At 68.9% G+C, this 17,014-nt stretch carries 16 protein-coding genes; 5 read left to right on the top strand and 11 right to left on the bottom strand.

Annotated features, from left to right (window positions below; all coding sequences use genetic code 11):
• Positions 1 to 209: 209 nt before the first annotated feature.
• Positions 210 to 806, bottom strand: coding sequence for a BPSL1445 family SYLF domain-containing lipoprotein (locus tag HTY53_RS01530; protein WP_174104609.1), 597 nt, complete (start codon positions 804 to 806; stop codon positions 210 to 212).
• A 258-nt stretch (positions 807 to 1,064) separates the two neighbouring features.
• Between HTY53_RS01530 and HTY53_RS24675 the strand changes: the two genes are divergently transcribed.
• Positions 1,065 to 1,499: a hypothetical protein gene (locus tag HTY53_RS24675; protein WP_174104608.1), complete on the top strand. Its 435-nt coding sequence runs from the start codon at positions 1,065 to 1,067 to the stop codon at positions 1,497 to 1,499.
• A gap of 89 nt (positions 1,500 to 1,588) precedes the next feature.
• On the opposite strand, the gene HTY53_RS01520 is transcribed toward HTY53_RS24675, so the two are convergent.
• Complete coding sequence (locus HTY53_RS01520) at positions 1,589 to 5,242, bottom strand: indolepyruvate ferredoxin oxidoreductase family protein (RefSeq protein ID WP_174104607.1); 3,654 nt, start codon at positions 5,240 to 5,242, stop codon at positions 1,589 to 1,591.
• A gap of 220 nt (positions 5,243 to 5,462) precedes the next feature.
• On the opposite strand from HTY53_RS01520, the gene HTY53_RS01515 reads away from it, so the two are divergent.
• Positions 5,463 to 5,939: an Lrp/AsnC family transcriptional regulator gene (locus HTY53_RS01515; RefSeq protein ID WP_174104606.1), complete on the top strand. Its 477-nt coding sequence runs from the start codon at positions 5,463 to 5,465 to the stop codon at positions 5,937 to 5,939.
• A 69-nt stretch (positions 5,940 to 6,008) separates the two neighbouring features.
• On the opposite strand, the gene HTY53_RS01510 is transcribed toward HTY53_RS01515, so the two are convergent.
• From HTY53_RS01510 to HTY53_RS01495, 4 genes are all read right to left on the bottom strand, one after another.
• Positions 6,009 to 6,842: an aldo/keto reductase gene (locus HTY53_RS01510; protein WP_174104605.1), complete on the bottom strand. Its 834-nt coding sequence runs from the start codon at positions 6,840 to 6,842 to the stop codon at positions 6,009 to 6,011.
• 88 nt (positions 6,843 to 6,930) lie between these two features.
• Positions 6,931 to 7,845, bottom strand: a complete 915-nt coding sequence (locus HTY53_RS01505) for a LysR substrate-binding domain-containing protein (protein WP_174104604.1) — start codon at positions 7,843 to 7,845, stop codon at positions 6,931 to 6,933.
• Between the two features lie 221 nt (positions 7,846 to 8,066).
• Positions 8,067 to 9,329, bottom strand: a complete 1,263-nt coding sequence (locus HTY53_RS01500) for a metal-dependent hydrolase family protein (protein ID WP_174104603.1) — start codon at positions 9,327 to 9,329, stop codon at positions 8,067 to 8,069.
• Between the two features lie 7 nt (positions 9,330 to 9,336).
• A complete protein-coding gene (locus HTY53_RS01495) occupies positions 9,337 to 10,638 on the bottom strand; it encodes an MFS transporter (RefSeq protein WP_174104602.1) in 1,302 nt (433 codons plus the stop codon).
• A gap of 147 nt (positions 10,639 to 10,785) precedes the next feature.
• Here HTY53_RS01495 and HTY53_RS01490 point away from each other — a divergent pair, with 147 nt between their 5' ends.
• The 3 genes from HTY53_RS01490 (at position 10,786) to HTY53_RS01480 (ending at position 12,627) form a co-directional block, all read left to right on the top strand.
• A complete protein-coding gene (locus tag HTY53_RS01490; protein WP_174104601.1) occupies positions 10,786 to 11,247 on the top strand; it encodes a hypothetical protein in 462 nt (153 codons plus the stop codon).
• 451 nt (positions 11,248 to 11,698) lie between these two features.
• Positions 11,699 to 12,013: a hypothetical protein gene (locus tag HTY53_RS01485; RefSeq protein WP_174104361.1), complete on the top strand. Its 315-nt coding sequence runs from the start codon at positions 11,699 to 11,701 to the stop codon at positions 12,011 to 12,013.
• Between the two features lie 14 nt (positions 12,014 to 12,027).
• On the top strand, positions 12,028 to 12,627 hold the full coding sequence (locus HTY53_RS01480) for a histone H1-like DNA-binding protein (protein WP_174104600.1): 600 nt from the start codon (positions 12,028 to 12,030) through the stop codon (positions 12,625 to 12,627).
• Between the two features lie 400 nt (positions 12,628 to 13,027).
• Here the strand turns inward: HTY53_RS01480 and HTY53_RS01475 are convergent, their stop codons facing one another.
• The 5 genes from HTY53_RS01475 to prmA form a co-directional block, all read right to left on the bottom strand.
• On the bottom strand, positions 13,028 to 13,495 hold the full coding sequence (locus HTY53_RS01475) for a hypothetical protein (protein ID WP_174104599.1): 468 nt from the start codon (positions 13,493 to 13,495) through the stop codon (positions 13,028 to 13,030).
• A 20-nt stretch (positions 13,496 to 13,515) separates the two neighbouring features.
• Positions 13,516 to 14,463 carry a carbohydrate kinase family protein gene (locus HTY53_RS01470; RefSeq protein WP_174104598.1) on the bottom strand — a complete coding sequence of 316 codons (948 nt, stop codon included), beginning with the start codon at positions 14,461 to 14,463 and terminating at the stop codon, positions 13,516 to 13,518.
• A gap of 261 nt (positions 14,464 to 14,724) precedes the next feature.
• The gene (tpx, locus tag HTY53_RS01465; RefSeq protein WP_064577233.1) at positions 14,725 to 15,225 is read right to left on the bottom strand and encodes a thiol peroxidase; all 501 of its coding nucleotides are present in this window, start codon (positions 15,223 to 15,225) and stop codon (positions 14,725 to 14,727) included.
• Positions 15,226 to 15,305: 80 nt separating this feature from the next.
• Positions 15,306 to 16,109 carry a DUF3426 domain-containing protein gene (locus HTY53_RS25005; protein WP_174104597.1) on the bottom strand — a complete coding sequence of 268 codons (804 nt, stop codon included), beginning with the start codon at positions 16,107 to 16,109 and terminating at the stop codon, positions 15,306 to 15,308.
• Positions 16,093 to 17,004 carry a 50S ribosomal protein L11 methyltransferase gene (prmA, locus tag HTY53_RS01455; protein ID WP_174104596.1) on the bottom strand — a complete coding sequence of 304 codons (912 nt, stop codon included), beginning with the start codon at positions 17,002 to 17,004 and terminating at the stop codon, positions 16,093 to 16,095. The genes HTY53_RS25005 and prmA overlap by 17 nt, the downstream gene beginning before the upstream one ends.
• Between the last annotated feature and the right edge of the window lie 10 nt (positions 17,005 to 17,014).

Raw genomic sequence — 17,014 nt, 5'->3', positions numbered from 1 at the left:
GAGAATTCGGTACCTTGGCCGGTTGGCGAAAGGGACGAATTCTAGCGGCTTGGCGTGGCCGATGTCGCGTACGTCGGCGCAGCGACGGCAATCAAGGCACCAAAGCGGGCGGCAGGGAAGGCAGCAGGGGCGCCGGTGCAACGGACACGAAAAAGCGCCGCGGCCCCCTGCCAAGAGCCGCGGACGCGAGGCACTGCAAGGCAGCTGCCTTACAGGTCCAGCCTGGTGATCTTGGTGCCCTCGAGGCTCAGGCCCGCCATCAGGCCGGCATTGGTCAGCGCGAAGCCCACCACCGGCTGCTGCACGGTATTGGTATCGAGCGCGCCGTTGGCGCCGACCTTGGCGACCGCCACGGTGGCGTCGACCCCGGCGGTCCAGCCCTCGCTGGCGAGGAACTTGTCCAGCGCCTGCTGGTTCATGAACATGAAGATCAGCGCCTTCGATTGCGCCCCGATCTGCCAGCCCAGCGAGCCCGAGATGGTCCGGTAATAGCCGCGGGTGGTATTGCCCACGCGCAGCGCGCCGTCGCCATATTCGCCGCCGACGAAGAAGCCTGCCGACAGCGTGCGCGGGAACACCAGGATGCCGCGAGCGCGCGAGGCCAGCTCGCGCGAGCCGTTGACCGAGCTGTACAGCCGGTCCAGCGTGTTTTGAACGCCGGAATCGATTTCACGGCGGCGCGTCGTCTTTTCGGCCGGGGAAGAGGCCGAATCCCGCGTGGTGGTGCACGCGCCCAACAGCAGGCCGCTGCCGGCCACCGCCAAACCGAGACCCGCACTGGCGTTCAGGAATGCCCTACGTTCCATGTTGTTCTCCTTTGTTCCTGTCAATCACTGCGATGCCAACCAAGGATGGCGTGTGCGCCGAACGGTCGTTGATCCGGGCGACGGACCGCCATCACGCTGCCCTCCGTTTGTGCAATATACAAAGCGCTTGCGGGGACTGCTGTAGGACGACAGACGCAGGCGGTGTGGTGTCTGTCCTACAAAGCACTTTCTGCGGCACCATTGCAACGCGATGTAACCGGCGGTTACCTTGCCGGAGGGCTGGCGCTACCATGCGGCATGCCTAAAGTTCTTGCCCTGATCCCCGCCATCCTGCTGGTCGGCGCCTGCGCCTCGCATTCGCCCGCGGACCAGCAGGCCGCCAATGCCACCGTCGCCGCCGCCGAGACGCAGGCCGCGCTCGGACCGACCCCGGAATGGCAGAAGAAGCGCCAGCAGTACACCGAATGCGCGCGCGAGAAGGCCGAGTCCCGCTCCGCCAAGTCGGGCACCACGCAAGCCGTGGTCAACGATGCGCTGCGCGATTGCCGCGGCGAACTCGATGCCGTGCGCACGTCGTTCCGCGAGTATCTGGATGGCCAGATGTCGTCGGCTCACGGCAAGCGTTCGGCGCGCCAGGCGGCCGACCGGGTGGGCCGCGATACCGAGGACAAGGTGCGCGCCTATCTGCTGCGCCACGTCGAGTACCACCGCGCCGTCGCCGCCCGCCAGTAAGCCGGCGTTCCTGCCGCGGCGTTCCTTCCGCGGTGTCCCTTGCGCGGCGGCCAGCCGAGGGGCCGCCCGACACGCCCATCCGACATGCCTCAATGCGGCGCGCCACTGCGCGCCGTTTTCACGTCGGCCTGCCGGATCGGAATTCCGCGCAGTTGTCCCGCGCCATTGGCGCCATGCGCGCTGTCCGGTCGCGGATAGCGCTGGGCGTCGAAGCGGTGCAGCAGCTCGGCCGCACGGGCGGCGGCGACCGCGTGCGCGGCCAGCTTGATGTGGCCGAAGCCGCGTACCTTGGCCGGCAATTGCGCGATCTCGACCGCGATCGGCAGCCGCGCTGCCGTCAGCGCCGGCAGCAAGGCGCGGATGCGCGCTTCGTAGTCGACGATGGCCTGCCGCTCCAGCCTGCGTTCGGCGGTGCTGCCGAACGGATCGAGCCGGGTGCCGCGCAGCCGCTTGCCTTTGGCCAGCAATCCCATCACCGGCCATAGCCAGGCCCCGAACGCGATCTTGCGCGGCGGCTCGCCATGCTTGCCGGGCCGGGACAGCAGCGGCGGCGCCAGATGGAAGCGCAGCCGCAGCGGGCCGTCGAAGCGCTCGCGCAGCGCCTGCCGGAAGGCCGGGTCGCTGTGCAGCCGCGCGACCTCGTATTCGTCCTTGTACGCCATCAGGCGCGCGAACTGCTCGGCCACCGCACGGGTCAGCCGGCGCTCGCGCCCAGGCTCGCCCAGCGCGCTCTCCGCGGCCTGAACGGCCTCGACCAGCGCGGTATAGCGCGCGGCATAGGCGGCATCCTGGTAGGCGGTCAGCAGGGCCACGCGCTCGGCGATCAGGCGCGGCAGCGGCGTGGCCGACGTTGCAGCGGGCTCCGGCGGAGCCAGGGACAGGCCATCGGGTTCGCCTTCGCCCGCGGCCGGCCGCCTCAGCGCGAGCGGATCGCCCGCCGCCAAGCGCCCCAGCGCCAGCGCTTCGAGATTGGCGTCCACCGCCACGCCGTTCAGTTCGATCGCCCGCGTCAGCGCCGCCAGCGAAACCGGCACCAGCCCCTTCTGCCAGGCAAAGCCCAGCACCACGATATTGGCCGCCACCGTATCGCCGAGGAAGGCGGTCGCGAGCGCCTGTGCGTCCAGCGTGTCGATGCCGCCCGAGCCCGTGGCGTGGCGCAGCTTGGCCAGCAGCGCGTCGGCATGCAGGTCGGCATCGGGATTGCGCTGGAATTCGGCGACCGGCGTCGGATGCGTGTTGGCGACGATCTGCGTGCGTCGCGGCGCCACCGTCTGCAGTACGTCCGGAGACGCGCCCACCGCCAGGTCGCAGGCCAGCACCGCGTCGGCCTGCTGGGCGTCGATGCGGGCCTGATTGAGCCACTGGCGGCTCTGCGCCAGCCGCACGAAGGACAGCACCGCGCCGCCTTTCTGCGCGAACCCCATGAAGTCGAGCACGCTGGCCACGCGCCGCTCCAGATGCGCCGCCATCGCGATCAGCGCGCCGACCGTCACGACGCCGGTGCCGCCGACCCCGACCACCAGGATATCGAAGGGCCCGGGGCCGAGCCGGGGCGCCGGCTCGCGCAGCGCCGCGGCGCGTTCCCGCAATGCGGTCGCGCTGCGCTCATGCCCGACCGGGTGGCGCAGCGTCGCGCCCTCGACGGTGACGAAGCTAGGGCAGAAGCCCTTGATGCACGATTCGTCGTGATTGCAGCTCGCCTGATCGATCTGGCGCTTGCGCCCCAGTGCGGTCTCGACCGGCTGCACCGCCAGGCAGTTGGACTGCACGCTGCAGTCGCCGCAGCCCTCGCACACCGCCTCGTTGATGAAGACGCGCCGCGCCGGCGTCGGCGCACGGCCGCTCTTGCGGCGGCGGCGCAGTTCCGCGGCGCAGGTCTGCTCGTACAGCAGCACGGTCACGCCCGGCACCTCGCGCAGTTCGCGCTGTACCGCATCGAGCGCCTCGCGCGGATGGAAGGTCGTGCCCGACGGAAAGCGATCCCGGCGGTCGCGATGCACACCGATGCGGTCGCTGACCACCGCCACGCGCGCCACCCCTTCGGCGCTGACCTGACGCGCGATCGCCTCGACGTCGAGCGGGCCGTCGACCGGCTGCCCGCCGGTCATCGCGACCGCGTCGTTGCACAGGATCTTGTAGGTCACGTTGGTGCGCGCGGCCACCGCCTGACGGATCGCCAGATAGCCGGAGTGATAGTAGGTGCCGTCGCCCAGGTTCTGAAAGACGTGCGGCGTGGCCGTGAAGCGGCTGTGCGCGACCCAGTCGACCCCTTCGCCGCCCATCTGGATCAGCCCCGAGGTCTCGCGGTTCATCCAGCTGGCCATGAAGTGGCAGCCGATGCCGGCCTGCGCGCGCGAGCCTTCGGGGACCCGCGTCGAGGTGTTGTGCGGACAGCCGGGGCAGAAGTAGGGCTGGCGGCGGATGCCATCGGCCGCATTGGACAGCAGCGCGTGTTCGCTGAACTGCGGCACCAGCGCGCGCCGGTCCAGGCCCCGGCTCAGTCGGGCGAGCCAGTCGGCCACCGGCTGCATCAGCCGCGATGGCCGCATCTCCTCGCGCTCGGGCAGCAGCGGCCGGCCATCGATGCCGAGCTTGCCGGCGATCGCCGGGCGTACGCCGTCGGGCGCGTTATAGAACAGCGCCTGCAGCTGCCGCTCGACCAGCGGACCCTTTTCCTCGACCACCAGGATCTCCTCGAGGCCGCGCGCAAAGGCCAGCAGCCGGGTCGGCTCGACCGGATAGGCCAGTCCCAGCTTGTAGACGCGGATGCCGGCGTCCGCCAGCGCCTGCGTCGAGATGCCCAGGCGCCGGAACACTTCCATCAGATCGTGATGCGCCTTGCCGCAGGTCACGATGCCCGCACGCGCCTCGTCGGCATCGACCACCATGCGGTCGATGCTGTTGACGCGAGCAAAGGCGCGCACCGCGTCGAGCTTGGCACCGAGCCGCACTTCGATGCGCGGCGATGGCAGGTCGGGCCAGCGATAGTGCAGGCCGTCGGGCGGCGGCATGTGCCCGGTGGCCCGGCGTATCGCGTCCGCATCCTGCCAGCAGGCCACGCGCGCATGGACTTGATCGAGGTCGACCGTCATCGCGCTTTCGACCGTCTCCGACAGCGCGGTGAAACCGACCCAGTTGCCCGAGTAGCGCGACAGCGCCCAGCCGTAGAGACCGAACTCCAGATACTCGGCGACATCGGCCGGGGCCAGCACCGGCATCGACCAGGCCTGCATCGCGAAATCGCTCTGGTGCGACATCGACGACGACACGCAGCCGTGGTCGTCGCCGGCGACCACCAGCACCCCGCCGTGCGGCGAGCTGCCATAGGCGTTGCCATGCTTGAGCGCGTCGCCGGCGCGATCGACACCGGGACCCTTGCCGTACCAGAGGCTGAACACCGCATCGACGGTCCGTTGCGGATCGCCTTCGACCTGCTGCGTGCCGAGCACCGCGGTGGCGGCGAGCTCTTCGTTGATCGCCGGCAGGAAGCGCACGCCGGCGGCATCGAGCAGCGGCGCGGCCTTCCACATCGCCTGATCGACCATGCCGAGCGGGGAGCCGCGATAGCCGCTGACGAAGCCGGCGGTGCCCAGGCCCGCGGCATGGTCGCGTCGCGCCTGTTCGAGCACCAGGCGGACCAGCGCCTGCGTGCCGCTCAGAAAGACCTGGCCCGCGGGCGCGGTCAGGTTGTCCGACAGTCGATAGTCGGCGCGCAGCGTGCCGGGTTCCGTCGCAGCGTCCATCGCAGTCTCCTTTTGGCCCGCCGGCCAGCTCTTCTTCGGCCTGCCGGCGGCGTCCGGACGGCGTCCCGGCAGCATCCCGGCGGCGATGCGCGCCCGGTGTGCCGGCCGTCTTGCCGCCCATGTCCTGAAGACCATGTTAGGCACGCGATCGGAGAAATGGATTTCTCAATTTTGCCGCCAGGGCCTAGATTGGAGAAAACCCATCTCGATATCGACCGATATGAAGAACGAAGAGGTTCTGGACGAATACTCCCGCCGCATCCTCGCGGAACTGCAGCGCGACGCGCGCCAGTCGCTGCAGCAACTGGCCGGCGCGGTGGGCCTGTCGGTCACGCCCTGCTGGAAGCGGCTCAAGGCGATGGAGGAGAGCGGGGTGATCCGCAACTACACGGTCTGGGTCGACCGCGAGCGGGTCGGGCTGTCGAACTGTGTGCTGGCGGAGATCAATCTGACGCGCCACAGCGAGACCGTGGTCGACGAATTCGAAGCCGCGGTGCGCACCTGCCCGGCCATCGTCGAGTGCTATCGCACCACCGGCCAGGCCGACTATCTGCTGAAGGTGCTGACGCCGGATATCCGCGCCTACGATGCCTTCCTGCACGACGTGATATTCCGGCTGCCGGGCGTGACCGGCATTCGTTCCAGCATCGTGCTGTGCGAGGTCAAGAGCGGGGCGCCGCTGCCGATCGGCGCCTGAGTCGTGCGCCCGAGTTGTCCGCATGCCGCGGTGCCCCGGTCCTTCTTCCGGGCCAGCGCTCGCGGCGCGCTACAGCATCTCCAGCGGACGCGGCCCGTGCGGCGGCGGAAACAAGGCGTCGAGCTCGGCCAGTTGCGCGGCGTCGAGCGTGATCGACAGCGCCGCGGCGTTCTGGCGCAGCGCGTCGCGCCGGCCGGTCTTCGGAATCGCGATCACGCCGTCGCGCGCCAGCAGCCAGGCCAGCGCGGCCTGCGCCGGCGCGATGCCGTGGCGCGCGGCGAACGCCTTCAGGCCGGCATGGCGCAGCAGCCGGGCCTGCTCGATCGGCGAGTAGGCCATCACCGGCACGCCGCGCTCGCGCAGCCACGGCAGCAGATCCCATTCGATGCCGCGCCGGCCCAGGTTGTACAGCAGCTGGTTGGTCTGGACCCGGTCGCCGCCCGGCACCTTCCACAGCTCGCGCATATCGTCGAGGTCGAGATTGCTGACGCCGAAGTGGCGGATCTTGCCGGCCTGCTGCAGCGCGAGGAAGGCCTCCATGGTCTCGGCCAGCGGCACGCCGCCGCGCCAATGCAGCAGATACAGATCGATGCGGTCGGTGCGCAGCCGCCGCAGGCTGCGTTCGCAGGCCGCCACCGCGTCGCGCCGTCCGGCGTTGTGCGGATAGACCTTGGTGACCAGGAACGCCTCGTCGCGCCGGCCGGCGATCGCTTCGCCGACCAACTCCTCCGACAGTCCCTCGCCATACATCTCGGCGGTATCGATCAGGCGCAGGCCGAGATCCAGGCCAAGCCGCAGCGTGGCGATCTCCTCGGCGCGGCGCGCACGATCGTCGCCGATATTCCAGGTTCCCATGCCGAGGGCCGGCACGCGTTCACCGCAGGGCAGCAGCACGTCTTTCATGGCGCATCGCTCCTTGTGTCTGGGGGTTGGGCTGGGTCAGCGCATGTCGTTGGCGGTCGATGCCGCGGCCATCCACGCGTGTCCCACGTCATTCGCCTGCACGGCCGTCGATGCCGCTCTGCTGCACCAGCCATTGGCGGAAGGCACGCGCCGCCGCCGGCTCGGCGCGCTCGCGTGGCCAGACCGCGTAGTAGCCGCCGCCCAGCGTCGCGCTCGCCTGGGTCGCGCGCACCAGCAGGCCGTCGCGCAGGCAGGCATCGATCATATGGCGCCAGGCCAGCACGATGCCGTGGCCCTCGATCGCCAGCTGCAGCAGGATCGGATACTGGTTGGCCACCACGCGATGGCTGGGGCGCGCATCGGGCAGGCCGTTCTGCGCCAGCCAGGTCTCCCAGGACATCCATTGGCGCTGGGCGTCTTCCAGCACCAGCAGCGTCTCGTCGACCAGGTCCGCGGGCTTCAGGCGGCGGCCGCGCAGGTAGCCGGGCGCGCAGACCGGGAACACTTCCTCGTCGAACAGCCGCCGCGCCGCGAAGGCCGGCGGGGGACCCTCGCGCAAATAATAGAGGCCGATATCGAACTCGGACCCGGACATCGAGGCGAGGCTGTCGTTGACGACCAGGCGCAGGTGGAAGTCCGGATGGGCGGCGCGAAAGCGCGCCAGCCTCGGGGTCAGCCACAGCACCGCCACGCCGGACGAGCAGGCCACCGACAGTTCGGTATGCCCCTTGCGCTTCATCACGTCCTCGGTCGCCTCGGCGCAGCCGACCAGCAGCCGCTGTACCACCTCGGCATAGCGCTGGCCGCTGACGGTCAGCCGCAGCGCGCGCGGCTCGCGCACGAACAGCTTCTTGCCGAGGAATTGTTCGAGCTGCGCGACCTGCCGGCTGATCGCGCTCTGCGTCAGATGCAGCTCGGCGGCAGCGCGGGTGAAGCTGCCGTGCCGCATCGCCGCCTCGAAGGCGATCAGGCAGGGCAGCGGAGGAAGCGGGGAAATGCGCATGGCGGCGTCCGGTCGGTCAAGCCGCCATGATAGTGGAGCGATGGGCCAGGGCATCGAGCGCGCCCGCGCAGGGGCTTCCCTCTCCCGCTCGCGGGAGAGGGGTGGGGGGGAGAGGGAAAGGGCGGCGATCATGCCATCGCGGTTCGAATCCACCCCCTCTCCCCAACCCTCTCCCCCATGAGGGGGCGAGGGAGAACGACAAAGGTGGACGTACCGCAGCGCTACTGCGCGCTGCGCGTATGAATCCGCCCGCCCTGCATCACCAGTGCCAGGTGTTCGCCCTGACCCATCAGCAGGCCGATGTCGGCCAGCGGATCGCCGTCGACCACCAGCAGGTCGGCCAGTGCGCCGGCGCGCACGGTACCGAGTTCGCCTTCGCGCTGCAGCAGCGCGGCGGCGATCGAGGTCGCCGAGCGGATCGCCTCGAGGTTGCCGAGCGCGTCGGCGCGGATCCGGAACTCCTCGCTCTGGCACTGATGCATCTCGCCGAGCAGATCCGAGCCGAAGGCCATCGGCACGCCGGCCTCGGCGTAGATGCGCAGCGAGTCGTGGCCGGCCTGGCGCACGGTCTCGATCTTGGCCACCGACTCGGCCGGCAGGCCCAGCCGCGCGCCGTCGCGCGCCAGCGCCTCGTAGGTGATCACGGTCGGCACCACGAAGGCGCCATGCTCGCGCATCACCTCGGCGGCGGCGCGGTCGACCAGATTGCCGTGCTCGATCGAACGGACGCCGCAGCGCACCGCGCGGGCAATCGCGCGCGGCGTGTAGGCGTGCGCCGCGACATAGGTCTGCGCGGCCTCGGCCTCCGCGACGATGGCGCGGATCTCGTCCTCGCTGTACTGCGTGTTGGCGATCGGATCGGTCGGCGAGGCGACCCCGCCCGAGGCCATGATCTTGATCTGGGTCGCGCCCTTCTGGATCTCTTCGCGCACCGCCAGCCGCACCGCGTCGACGCCGTCGACCACGCGCGCAATCGCGCCGGCGCGGAACGCGCACGAGCAGGGCTCGAGCGTGTCGCCGCGCGGGCGGAAGTCGCCGTGCCCGCCGGTCTGCGACAGCGCCTTGCCCGACGGGAAGATGCGCGGACCCGGGATCAGGCCGCTGGCCACCGCCTGCGACAGGCCCCAGTCGGCACCGCCGGCATCGCGCACGGTGGTGAAGCCGCGCTCGAGCATCGCCCGCATGATCGGCAGCGCGCGGATCGCCACCAGCACGTTGGGCTGCGTCGCATTGAGGCGGAGGTTGGCGAGCGAGGCCAGCACGTGCACGTGGCAGTCGATCAGCCCCGGCATCACGGTCTTGCCGGTGACGTCGATGCGCTGCAGATCGGGCATGTCGGACGTTTCTGACGGATGGGGCAGGTCGAGCGGCGTGGCCGATACCGCGGCGATGCGCTCGCCCTCGATCAGTACGTCGTGGCGGCGCAGCAGGCTGCCGTGCGCCGGGTCGAGGACGTTGCCGCCCTGAAGCAGGATTCTGGTCATCGGTAAATCAGTGTCGTTGCAGATAGGCCGGCTCGCGGACGAAGCGCGTGCCGACGAAGCTGATGGCGGCGGCGATCATCACGTAGAAGGCGGGCGCCATGGTGCTGCCGGTGCTGGCGATCAGCCAGGTGATGATGAACGAGGCGAAGCCGCCGAAGATGGTCACCGCCAGGTTGTAGGCGACCGACAGGCCGGTCGACAGCACCTTGGCCGGAAACAGTTCGGAGAAGGCCGCCAGGATCGGGCCGGTGTACGCGGCGATCAGCACGCCGAACACCAGCTGGAACACCAGCAGCGATACGAGGCCCGGCACCTGGTTGATATAGAAGAACATCGGATAGGCCAGCAGCAGGATCAGCAGCGCCGAGCCCGACAGCAGCGTGCGGCGGCCGATGCGGTCGGCGAGCCATCCGACGATCGGCGAGAACACCATGATCGCGAGGCCGCCGACCATGCCCGCGATGAAGCCGGTGGACTGCGGCACTTGGAGCACTTTGACCGAGTAGGTCGGCATGTAGAACAGCAGCACGTAGGTGCAGACGGTCCACAGGATCACCATCGAGAAGCTCGCCGTGGTCTCGCGCGGGTAGGTCTGCACGATCTCCCTGAGCGGCGAGTCGGAGCGCTCGGCGTTGTCGCGGAAGGTCGGCGTCTCGTCCAGGTGATGACGGATGTAGTAGCCGACCGGACCGATCACGATGCCCAGCAGAAAGGGCAGGCGCCAGCCCCAGCTGTTCAGCGCCTCGGGGCTCAGCGCGCTGGTGACGAAGGTACCGACCGCGGCGCCGAGCAGCACCGCGACGCCGATGCTCGCCTGGATCCAGCTCGAATAGAAGGCGCGCTGGCGCACCGGCGCGTACTCGGTCAGGAAGGCGGTCGCGCCGCCCATCTCGCCGCCGGCGGAGAAGCCCTGCATCAGGCGCGCGACCACGATCAGCAGCGGCGCGAAGACGCCGATCTGGTCGTAGGTCGGGGCGATGCCGATGATGGTGGTGCCCAGTGCCATCAGCAGGATGGTCAGCGACAGCGCCTGCTTGCGGCCGACCCGGTCGGCGTAGATGCCCAGCACGATGCCGCCGACCGGTCGCATGAAGAAGCCGACGCCGAAGGTGGCGACCGCCAGCAACAGCGACGACAGGTCGTTGCCGGTCGGAAAGAACAGCCTGGCGATGATGACCGCGAAGAAGCTGTAGACCGTGAAGTCGAACCACTCGAGGCCGTTGCCGATCACCGTCGCGACGATGGCGCGGCGGCGTTCCCGGGCATGAGTGGTGGGCAGCGCGTCGGCGTGGGCTACGCTCGCTTGCATGGTGTTCTCCTCTGCATGGTTTCCTCCTCCGAGATGAACGGATGCCCGTCTGCGGCTGGCGCAGCGGGCCCGACGGCCGATGTTAGAAGCAGGGTCCGCGCAGCCGGTAACGAAATCTGCGCATGTCCGCATGCGGTCGGCGCATGCATGGCAGACCGGCGGCGTTCGAAGATCGATGGCCAGCGATTGGCAATCGATGGCGATGGACGAAGGTCGGCGGCTATCGAGCGGACGTCGACACCGTGCTCGCGATGGCAAAGCGTTGCGTCGACGCATCACTCGATCGACGCTCACGCACGCTGCGCGACGACGCGCGATGCGATGCCAAGGCGCGAGGCCGGCCTCGATGTCGCGACCGTGCTTGTCCTCTTCGATGCGCTCGTGGTCGGACTCGCAACGACCGTGTCGCGCGGTGCCGCGATGCGCTTCGGCGAGACCGCGTCGCACTGCGCGAAGCCGGTGCACGACAGCTGCGACGCGTTCGCGCTGTGTTCCGCAAAGCCTTGTTTCAAGCGGCTTTCCGGCAAGCATGCGGGTTCTCCCTCGTGTCTTCTCTGCGTGTTCGCAAGGCCAGCGAAAGGTCGTGCAGCAGCTCGCTGCCAGGTGTGAGCGCGCAGGTGGAACAGCGCGTCGTCGTCATTGCGAAGAGGCCGCGATGCGATCGAAGGCGAGGGTCTCGCAGCGCGTCGTCGCGGCATGCGATGCGTGTCTCGACAGCGCGTCGCGCATGTCATCGCATCGATGCGTTCGTCATCGCAATGCGCGTGCATCCGATGGCGTGATTTTTTGGAACTTTTTTCTTAACATCACCGACCAAACGAATTATGATTCGCCTTGACAAGAGTCTCTCTTCATTGCATGAAGCAAGACATCGCGAAGCGAAGAACTCGAACAACAACCGCGACGCGAATCGATGCAGTGATGCAGGTAGCCGAGGAGCACCAGAACTTTGACGCAGACCAGACCGGGCTGGCTTCTTACAACGCGTACAGTCTCCCGTGACCCATTGACGGGATGGGTTGGCTACCTCGAACAACACGGCGTCTGCCTGGCGCGGGCCATGACCGCGAATGCAGCTCTGCCGTCGGAATACTCCTACTTTGAAGCCGCGGGTCGTCGGGCAACGACGCGCGAGCGGATCGAATACTGCAGGACGCGGCGAGCGTTGCGCGCGGGTCATCGCGTTGCACGTCGCCACGGAAGCTTCGCCCTGCGCGAAGCGCCTGCCAAGGAATTCATTAGCGTGCGGCAGCCGTATTGCGGCACGCCGATGAATCGCTCGCTCGACTGGGGTTTGCAAGCCGGGGGTTTGCAGGCATTAACGCCTCGGGTCGGTCGGGTCGCCAATTTTGGACATTCGATATTCACGCTCTAGTGAAGGAGTCATCCATGGCAACGACTGCGAAGAAGAAACCTGCGGCCAAGAAGGCTGCGCCCGCCAAGAAGGCAGCCGCCAAGAAGGCCGCACCGGCCAAGAAGACCGCGGTGAAGAAGGTCGCCGCGAAGAAGGCCGCACCGGCCAAGAAGGCCGCAGCGAAGAAGGCGCCCGCCAAGAAGGTCGCAACCAAGAAGGTAGCGGCGAAGAAGGCGGCACCGGCCAAGAAGGCTGCAGCGAAGAAGGCCCCCGCCAAGAAGGTCGCAACCAAGAAGGTAGCGGCGAAGAAGGCGGCACCGGCCAAGAAGGCCGCAGCGAAGAAGGCCCCCGCCAAGAAGGCCGCAACCAAGAAGGTAGCGGCGAAGAAGGCGGCACCGGCCAAGAAGGCCGCGGCCAAGAAGACCACCGCGAAGAAGGCGACCGCCAAGAAGGCCGCGCCCGCCAAGAAGGCTGCCGCGAAGAAGGCGCCGGCGAAGAAGGCGGCCAGCAAGAAGGCCGCCGCCCAGCCTGCCTCGGCCCCTGCCTCCGCGCCCGCCTCGGCTCCGGCGCCGGCCGCCAAGACCGCGCTGAGCCCGGCCGCAGCCTGGCCGTTCCCGACCGGCAGCCGTCCGTAAGCGTTGAAGCGCGACCCGTGCGCGCTCGATTCCTGCGGGAATCCTCGGGGCACCTTCGCGTGCCCAGGTGACCGGATACCGCGTATCCGGTCGGCATGACCCCGGTCCTGCCAACCCGCCGCTGGCGCAAGCCGCGGCGGGTTTTTCATTTGGGCGGATGCACCGATCGATAACCCACAGGACTGCTCCCCTCTCCCGCTTGCGGGAGAGGGGCCGGGGGAGAGGGCAAGGACGGTGGCCATGCCACTGCCGTTTGAAACCACCTCCCTCTCCCCAGCCCTCTCCCCCTGAGGGGGAGAGGGAGCACGCCGTCGGGATGGGACTACAAAAAAAAACGCCGCCTCCCGAAGGAGGCGGCGTCTCGATCGACGGCCGGTGAAGCGCCGCTTGGTGGCGATGCTCAGTGCGTGACGCGCGTGACGCCGCCCGAGGACAGCAGCCGCACGCGTTCGCCCGGTCGGAAGATCTCGTCGGCGTCCTGCGTGATTGCACGCATCTCGCCGTTGTCCAGGCGCACGGTGATCTCGAGCCCGCGACGCTGGTCGACGCGGTTCTCGATCGCGCTGCCCGCCATGCCGCCGAGCACCGCGCCGAGGATGCCGGCCGCCACCGAGCCGCTGCCGCTGCCGATCGAGCTGCCGGCCGCGATGCCGCCGATGGCGCCGCCCGCCAGCGTGCCGACGCCCGATTGCTGGCCCTGGATCATCACCTCGCGCACGCTCTCGACCACGCCATAGCGCAGCGTCTGTTCACGCTGCGATTGCCCCGGCGTATAGATGCTGGCGGAGTTCGATTGCGTGGCGCAGCCGGCCACGAGACTGGCGGCCGCCACGAGCGCGACGCCGCAGGTTCGGATAAGGGTTTGCATGGTGATTCCCCAGCAAGGGTTTACGCGTAACGGTAGCCGAAAGCCGACTCGAACTTCTGACCGATCTGCTCGCGCGAGAGCTTGTAGTTCTGCGGTCCCTGGTGCGCGATCTTGATCGCGCCCATCAGACTCGCGAGCCGGCCGGTAGTTTCCCAGTCGAAGCCTGCCTCGATGCCGTACAGCAGGCCACCGCGGAAGGCGTCGCCGCAGCCGGTGGGATCGATGACCCGTTCGGCTTGCACGGCGGGAATATTGTACTGCCGGCCATCGGCATGGATGGTGGCGCCGCGCTCGCCGTGCGTCACGATGAAGGCGCGCACGCGCGACGCCACCTCGGCGCTGCTCCAGCCGGTGCGCGACAACAGCACCTGGCCCTCGTAATCGTTGACGGTCACGTAGCTGGCCAGCTCGACGAACTGGCGCAGGTCCTCGCCGTCGAACAGCGGCATCGCCTGGCCCAGGTCGAAGATGAACGGAATGCCGGCCTCGGCGAACTGGCGGGCGTGGTGCAGCATCCCGTCGCGGCTGTCCGGCGCGACGATGCCCAGCTTCGGCGGCCGCTCGCCCTTGAGCGCGTCCTGAACCTGCGACAGCTGCGACTGGCTCATCGCGCCCGGATGGAAGGCGGTGATCTGGTTGTTCTCCAGATCGGTGGTGATCATCGCCTGCGCGGTGAAGGTGCCGGGCAGCGTGCGGATATGTTCGGTGCCGATGCCCAGCTCGCGCAGATAGTCCAGGTACGGGCCGGCGTCCTCGCCGACCGTCGCCATCACCACCGGCTCGCCGCCGAGCAGCTTCAGGCTGTAGGCGATATTGCCGGCGCAGCCGCCGAACTCGCGGCGCATGCCGGGGACCAGGAAAGACACATTGAGCATGTGGATCTGGTCCGGCAGGATGTGTTCGCGGAACCTGCCTTCGAACGTCATGATGGTGTCGTAGGCGACGGAGCCGCAGATCAGGCTGGGCATGAATGCTCCAAGGTGTTTTGGTTCTGGTGGATCGCTGGTGATGCTGCTTGTTTTTCTCCCCGCTCCCGCTTGCGGGAGAGCGGTGGGGAGAGGGCAGAGAGCAAAGAGCAAAGAGCAAAGAGCAAAGAGCAAAGAGCAAAGAGCGGTGGCCATGCTGCTGCAGTCTGAAACCACCTCCCTTTCCCCGACCCTCTCCCCCTGAGGGGGAGAGGGGGACCGCACGCGCGCGTGGTCGATGCCGCGTGCGGTTCAACGCCGCGCTTACTTCAGCGCGGCCAGCGCCGCGTCGTAGTCGGGCTCGTTCTTGATTTCCGGCACCAGCTGGCTGTAGGTCACCGTGTCGTTCTGGTCGAGCACCACCACCGCGCGGGCGGTCACGCCGGCCAGCGGGCCGCTCTTGATGTCGACGCCGTAGTCGTTCTTGAACTGCGCGCCGCGCATCGTCGACAGCGGCACGACATTGTTCAGCCCTTCCGCGGTGCAGAAGCGGCCCATCGCGAACGGCAGGTCGGCCGAGATCGTCAGCACCACGGTGTCGGCCAGCGCGCTGGCCTTCTCGTTGAACTTGCGGGCCGACGCCTGGCACACCGGCGTGTCCAGGCTCGGCACGATATTGAGGACCTTGCGCTTGCCGGCGAAGTCCGCCAGCGTGACGTCCTTCAGATCCTTGCCGACCAGCGAGAACGCGGGGGCCTTGTCACCGGGTTGGGGAAATTTGCCGCCGACTTCGATCGGGTTGCCGCCGAGGGTCACAGTGCTCATGGTCGCTCCTGGGTTGAATGGGGACGCGGCGCGCGCGGCCGGATGCCGCGGCGGCGCATCCCGGGGAATTCGGGGATGGTTCAGGGATGTCCAGCGATGCTCGGATAAAAGACCGACACGCGGTAGTTGTCCGCGCGCAGCCGAGTCCGGAATCGTACCTGAAGGGGCAGCTCGGCGCCCGCCTGCAGGCCCGCAGCGCCCTCCGGATCGCGCGCACGCTGCGCGGGCGGCAGGTAGTCGGCCGGCATCAGCACGCGCCGCTGCAGCGGACGATCCTGCGCGTCGGTCAGCACCAGCTCGATCGCCGGCAGCGCCACCAGCGCGCGACCCTCGTTGCGCAGCGTCATCGTCAGCAGATAGTCGTCGGCGCCGGCATCGGGCATCTGCAGCTGCGAGCCATCGATGCGCAGCGCGGACAGCTGCTTCGACGGCGGCACACGGCAGCCCAGCGGCGCGCAGGCGGCCCCCAGCCACGGGCGCAGCGCGGGCACGCGTCCGGCCAGCTCGGTGCGCCACAGCAGTGCGGCGGCGACCACGGCGAGCAGTACGGTCAGCGCCGCCGCGGCCGCGACCCAGCGCAGGCGGCGGCGGCGCGCGGCCGCACGTTGCGCCGCCAGTGCGGCCTCTTCGGGGCTGCCGGACAGATCGGTGGAGAACGGAACGGTGTCGGGCGCGGCGCCGCCTTGCCAGCGGCGCATGGCCTGTTCGCGTGCGATCGCGCTCGGGGCGATCTCGCTGGATTCGGCCGCCGGTGCGCGCAGATAGCCGCCGGCGCTGAAGGTACTGGCATCGGTGCCCGCACTGCGGCCGGCACGCTGCGGCCCGGCCTCGCGCCGGGCGTCTTCCGGGAGTTCGGGAGTGTCGGCGTCAGGGGCGGGTGCCATGCAGACACACCCAGCCTTCGTCGCTGCGCCAGACCGTCAGCGGCAGCCACGGCGCATAGGCGGCGGCGACCTCGTCGGCCTGCCGTTCGAGCACGCCCGACAGCACCAGCCGGCCGCCCGGCCGTACGCGCGCGCTCAGCATCGCGGCCATCAGCTTCAGCGGGTTGGACAGGATATTGGCGACTACCAGGTCGTAGGTCGCGGCCCCGGACGAGGTTGCCAATGCCGCGGCATCGTCCGGCAGCGCGAAGGCAGCGCTGACGCGATTGCGCTCGGCGTTGTAGCGCGAGGCCTCGACCGCGTTCGGATCGATATCGACGCCGAGTGTGTCGCCGGCGCCGAGCTTCTTCGCGACGATCGCCAGGATGCCGGAGCCGCAGCCGTAGTCGAGCACGGTTTCGCCCGGCGTCAGGTTCTGCTCCAGCCACTGCATGCACAGCCGTGTGGTCGGATGGCTGCCGGTGCCGAAGGCCAGGCCGGGATCGAGCTCGAGCACGACGGCGTCGGGCTCGGGGGCATCGTGCCAGGACGGCACGACCCAGATGCGCTCGCCGATGCGGATCGGTTCGAACTGCGACTGTGTCAGCCGCACCCAATCCTGGTCCGCGACGCTGCGCACTTCGCTGGCGGGCACCGCGCAGCCCAGCGCGTTGGCCGCGGCGGCCAGTATCACGGTGGGATCGGTATCCTCGCCGAACAGCGCGACCAGCCGGGAGTGCTGCCACGCCAGCCGGGTCGGCTCCATGCCCGGCTCGCCGAACAGGGGCTGCTCATCGGGCGTGTCGGCGTCGGCGTCCTCCACCGACACCGACAGGGCGCCCAGTTCGAACAGCGCGTCGGACCAGGCCTCGGCCTGATCCTGGGCAATCTCGATTACACATTCCTGAAATGCCACGCGCTATCCC

This window comes from Cupriavidus gilardii, assembly GCF_013314895.1.
In the GTDB taxonomy this organism is placed as follows: domain Bacteria; phylum Pseudomonadota; class Gammaproteobacteria; order Burkholderiales; family Burkholderiaceae; genus Cupriavidus; species Cupriavidus gilardii_C.
Note: the sequence above shows the minus strand (reverse complement) of the source record. Positions and strands in the feature narration are given on the sequence as shown.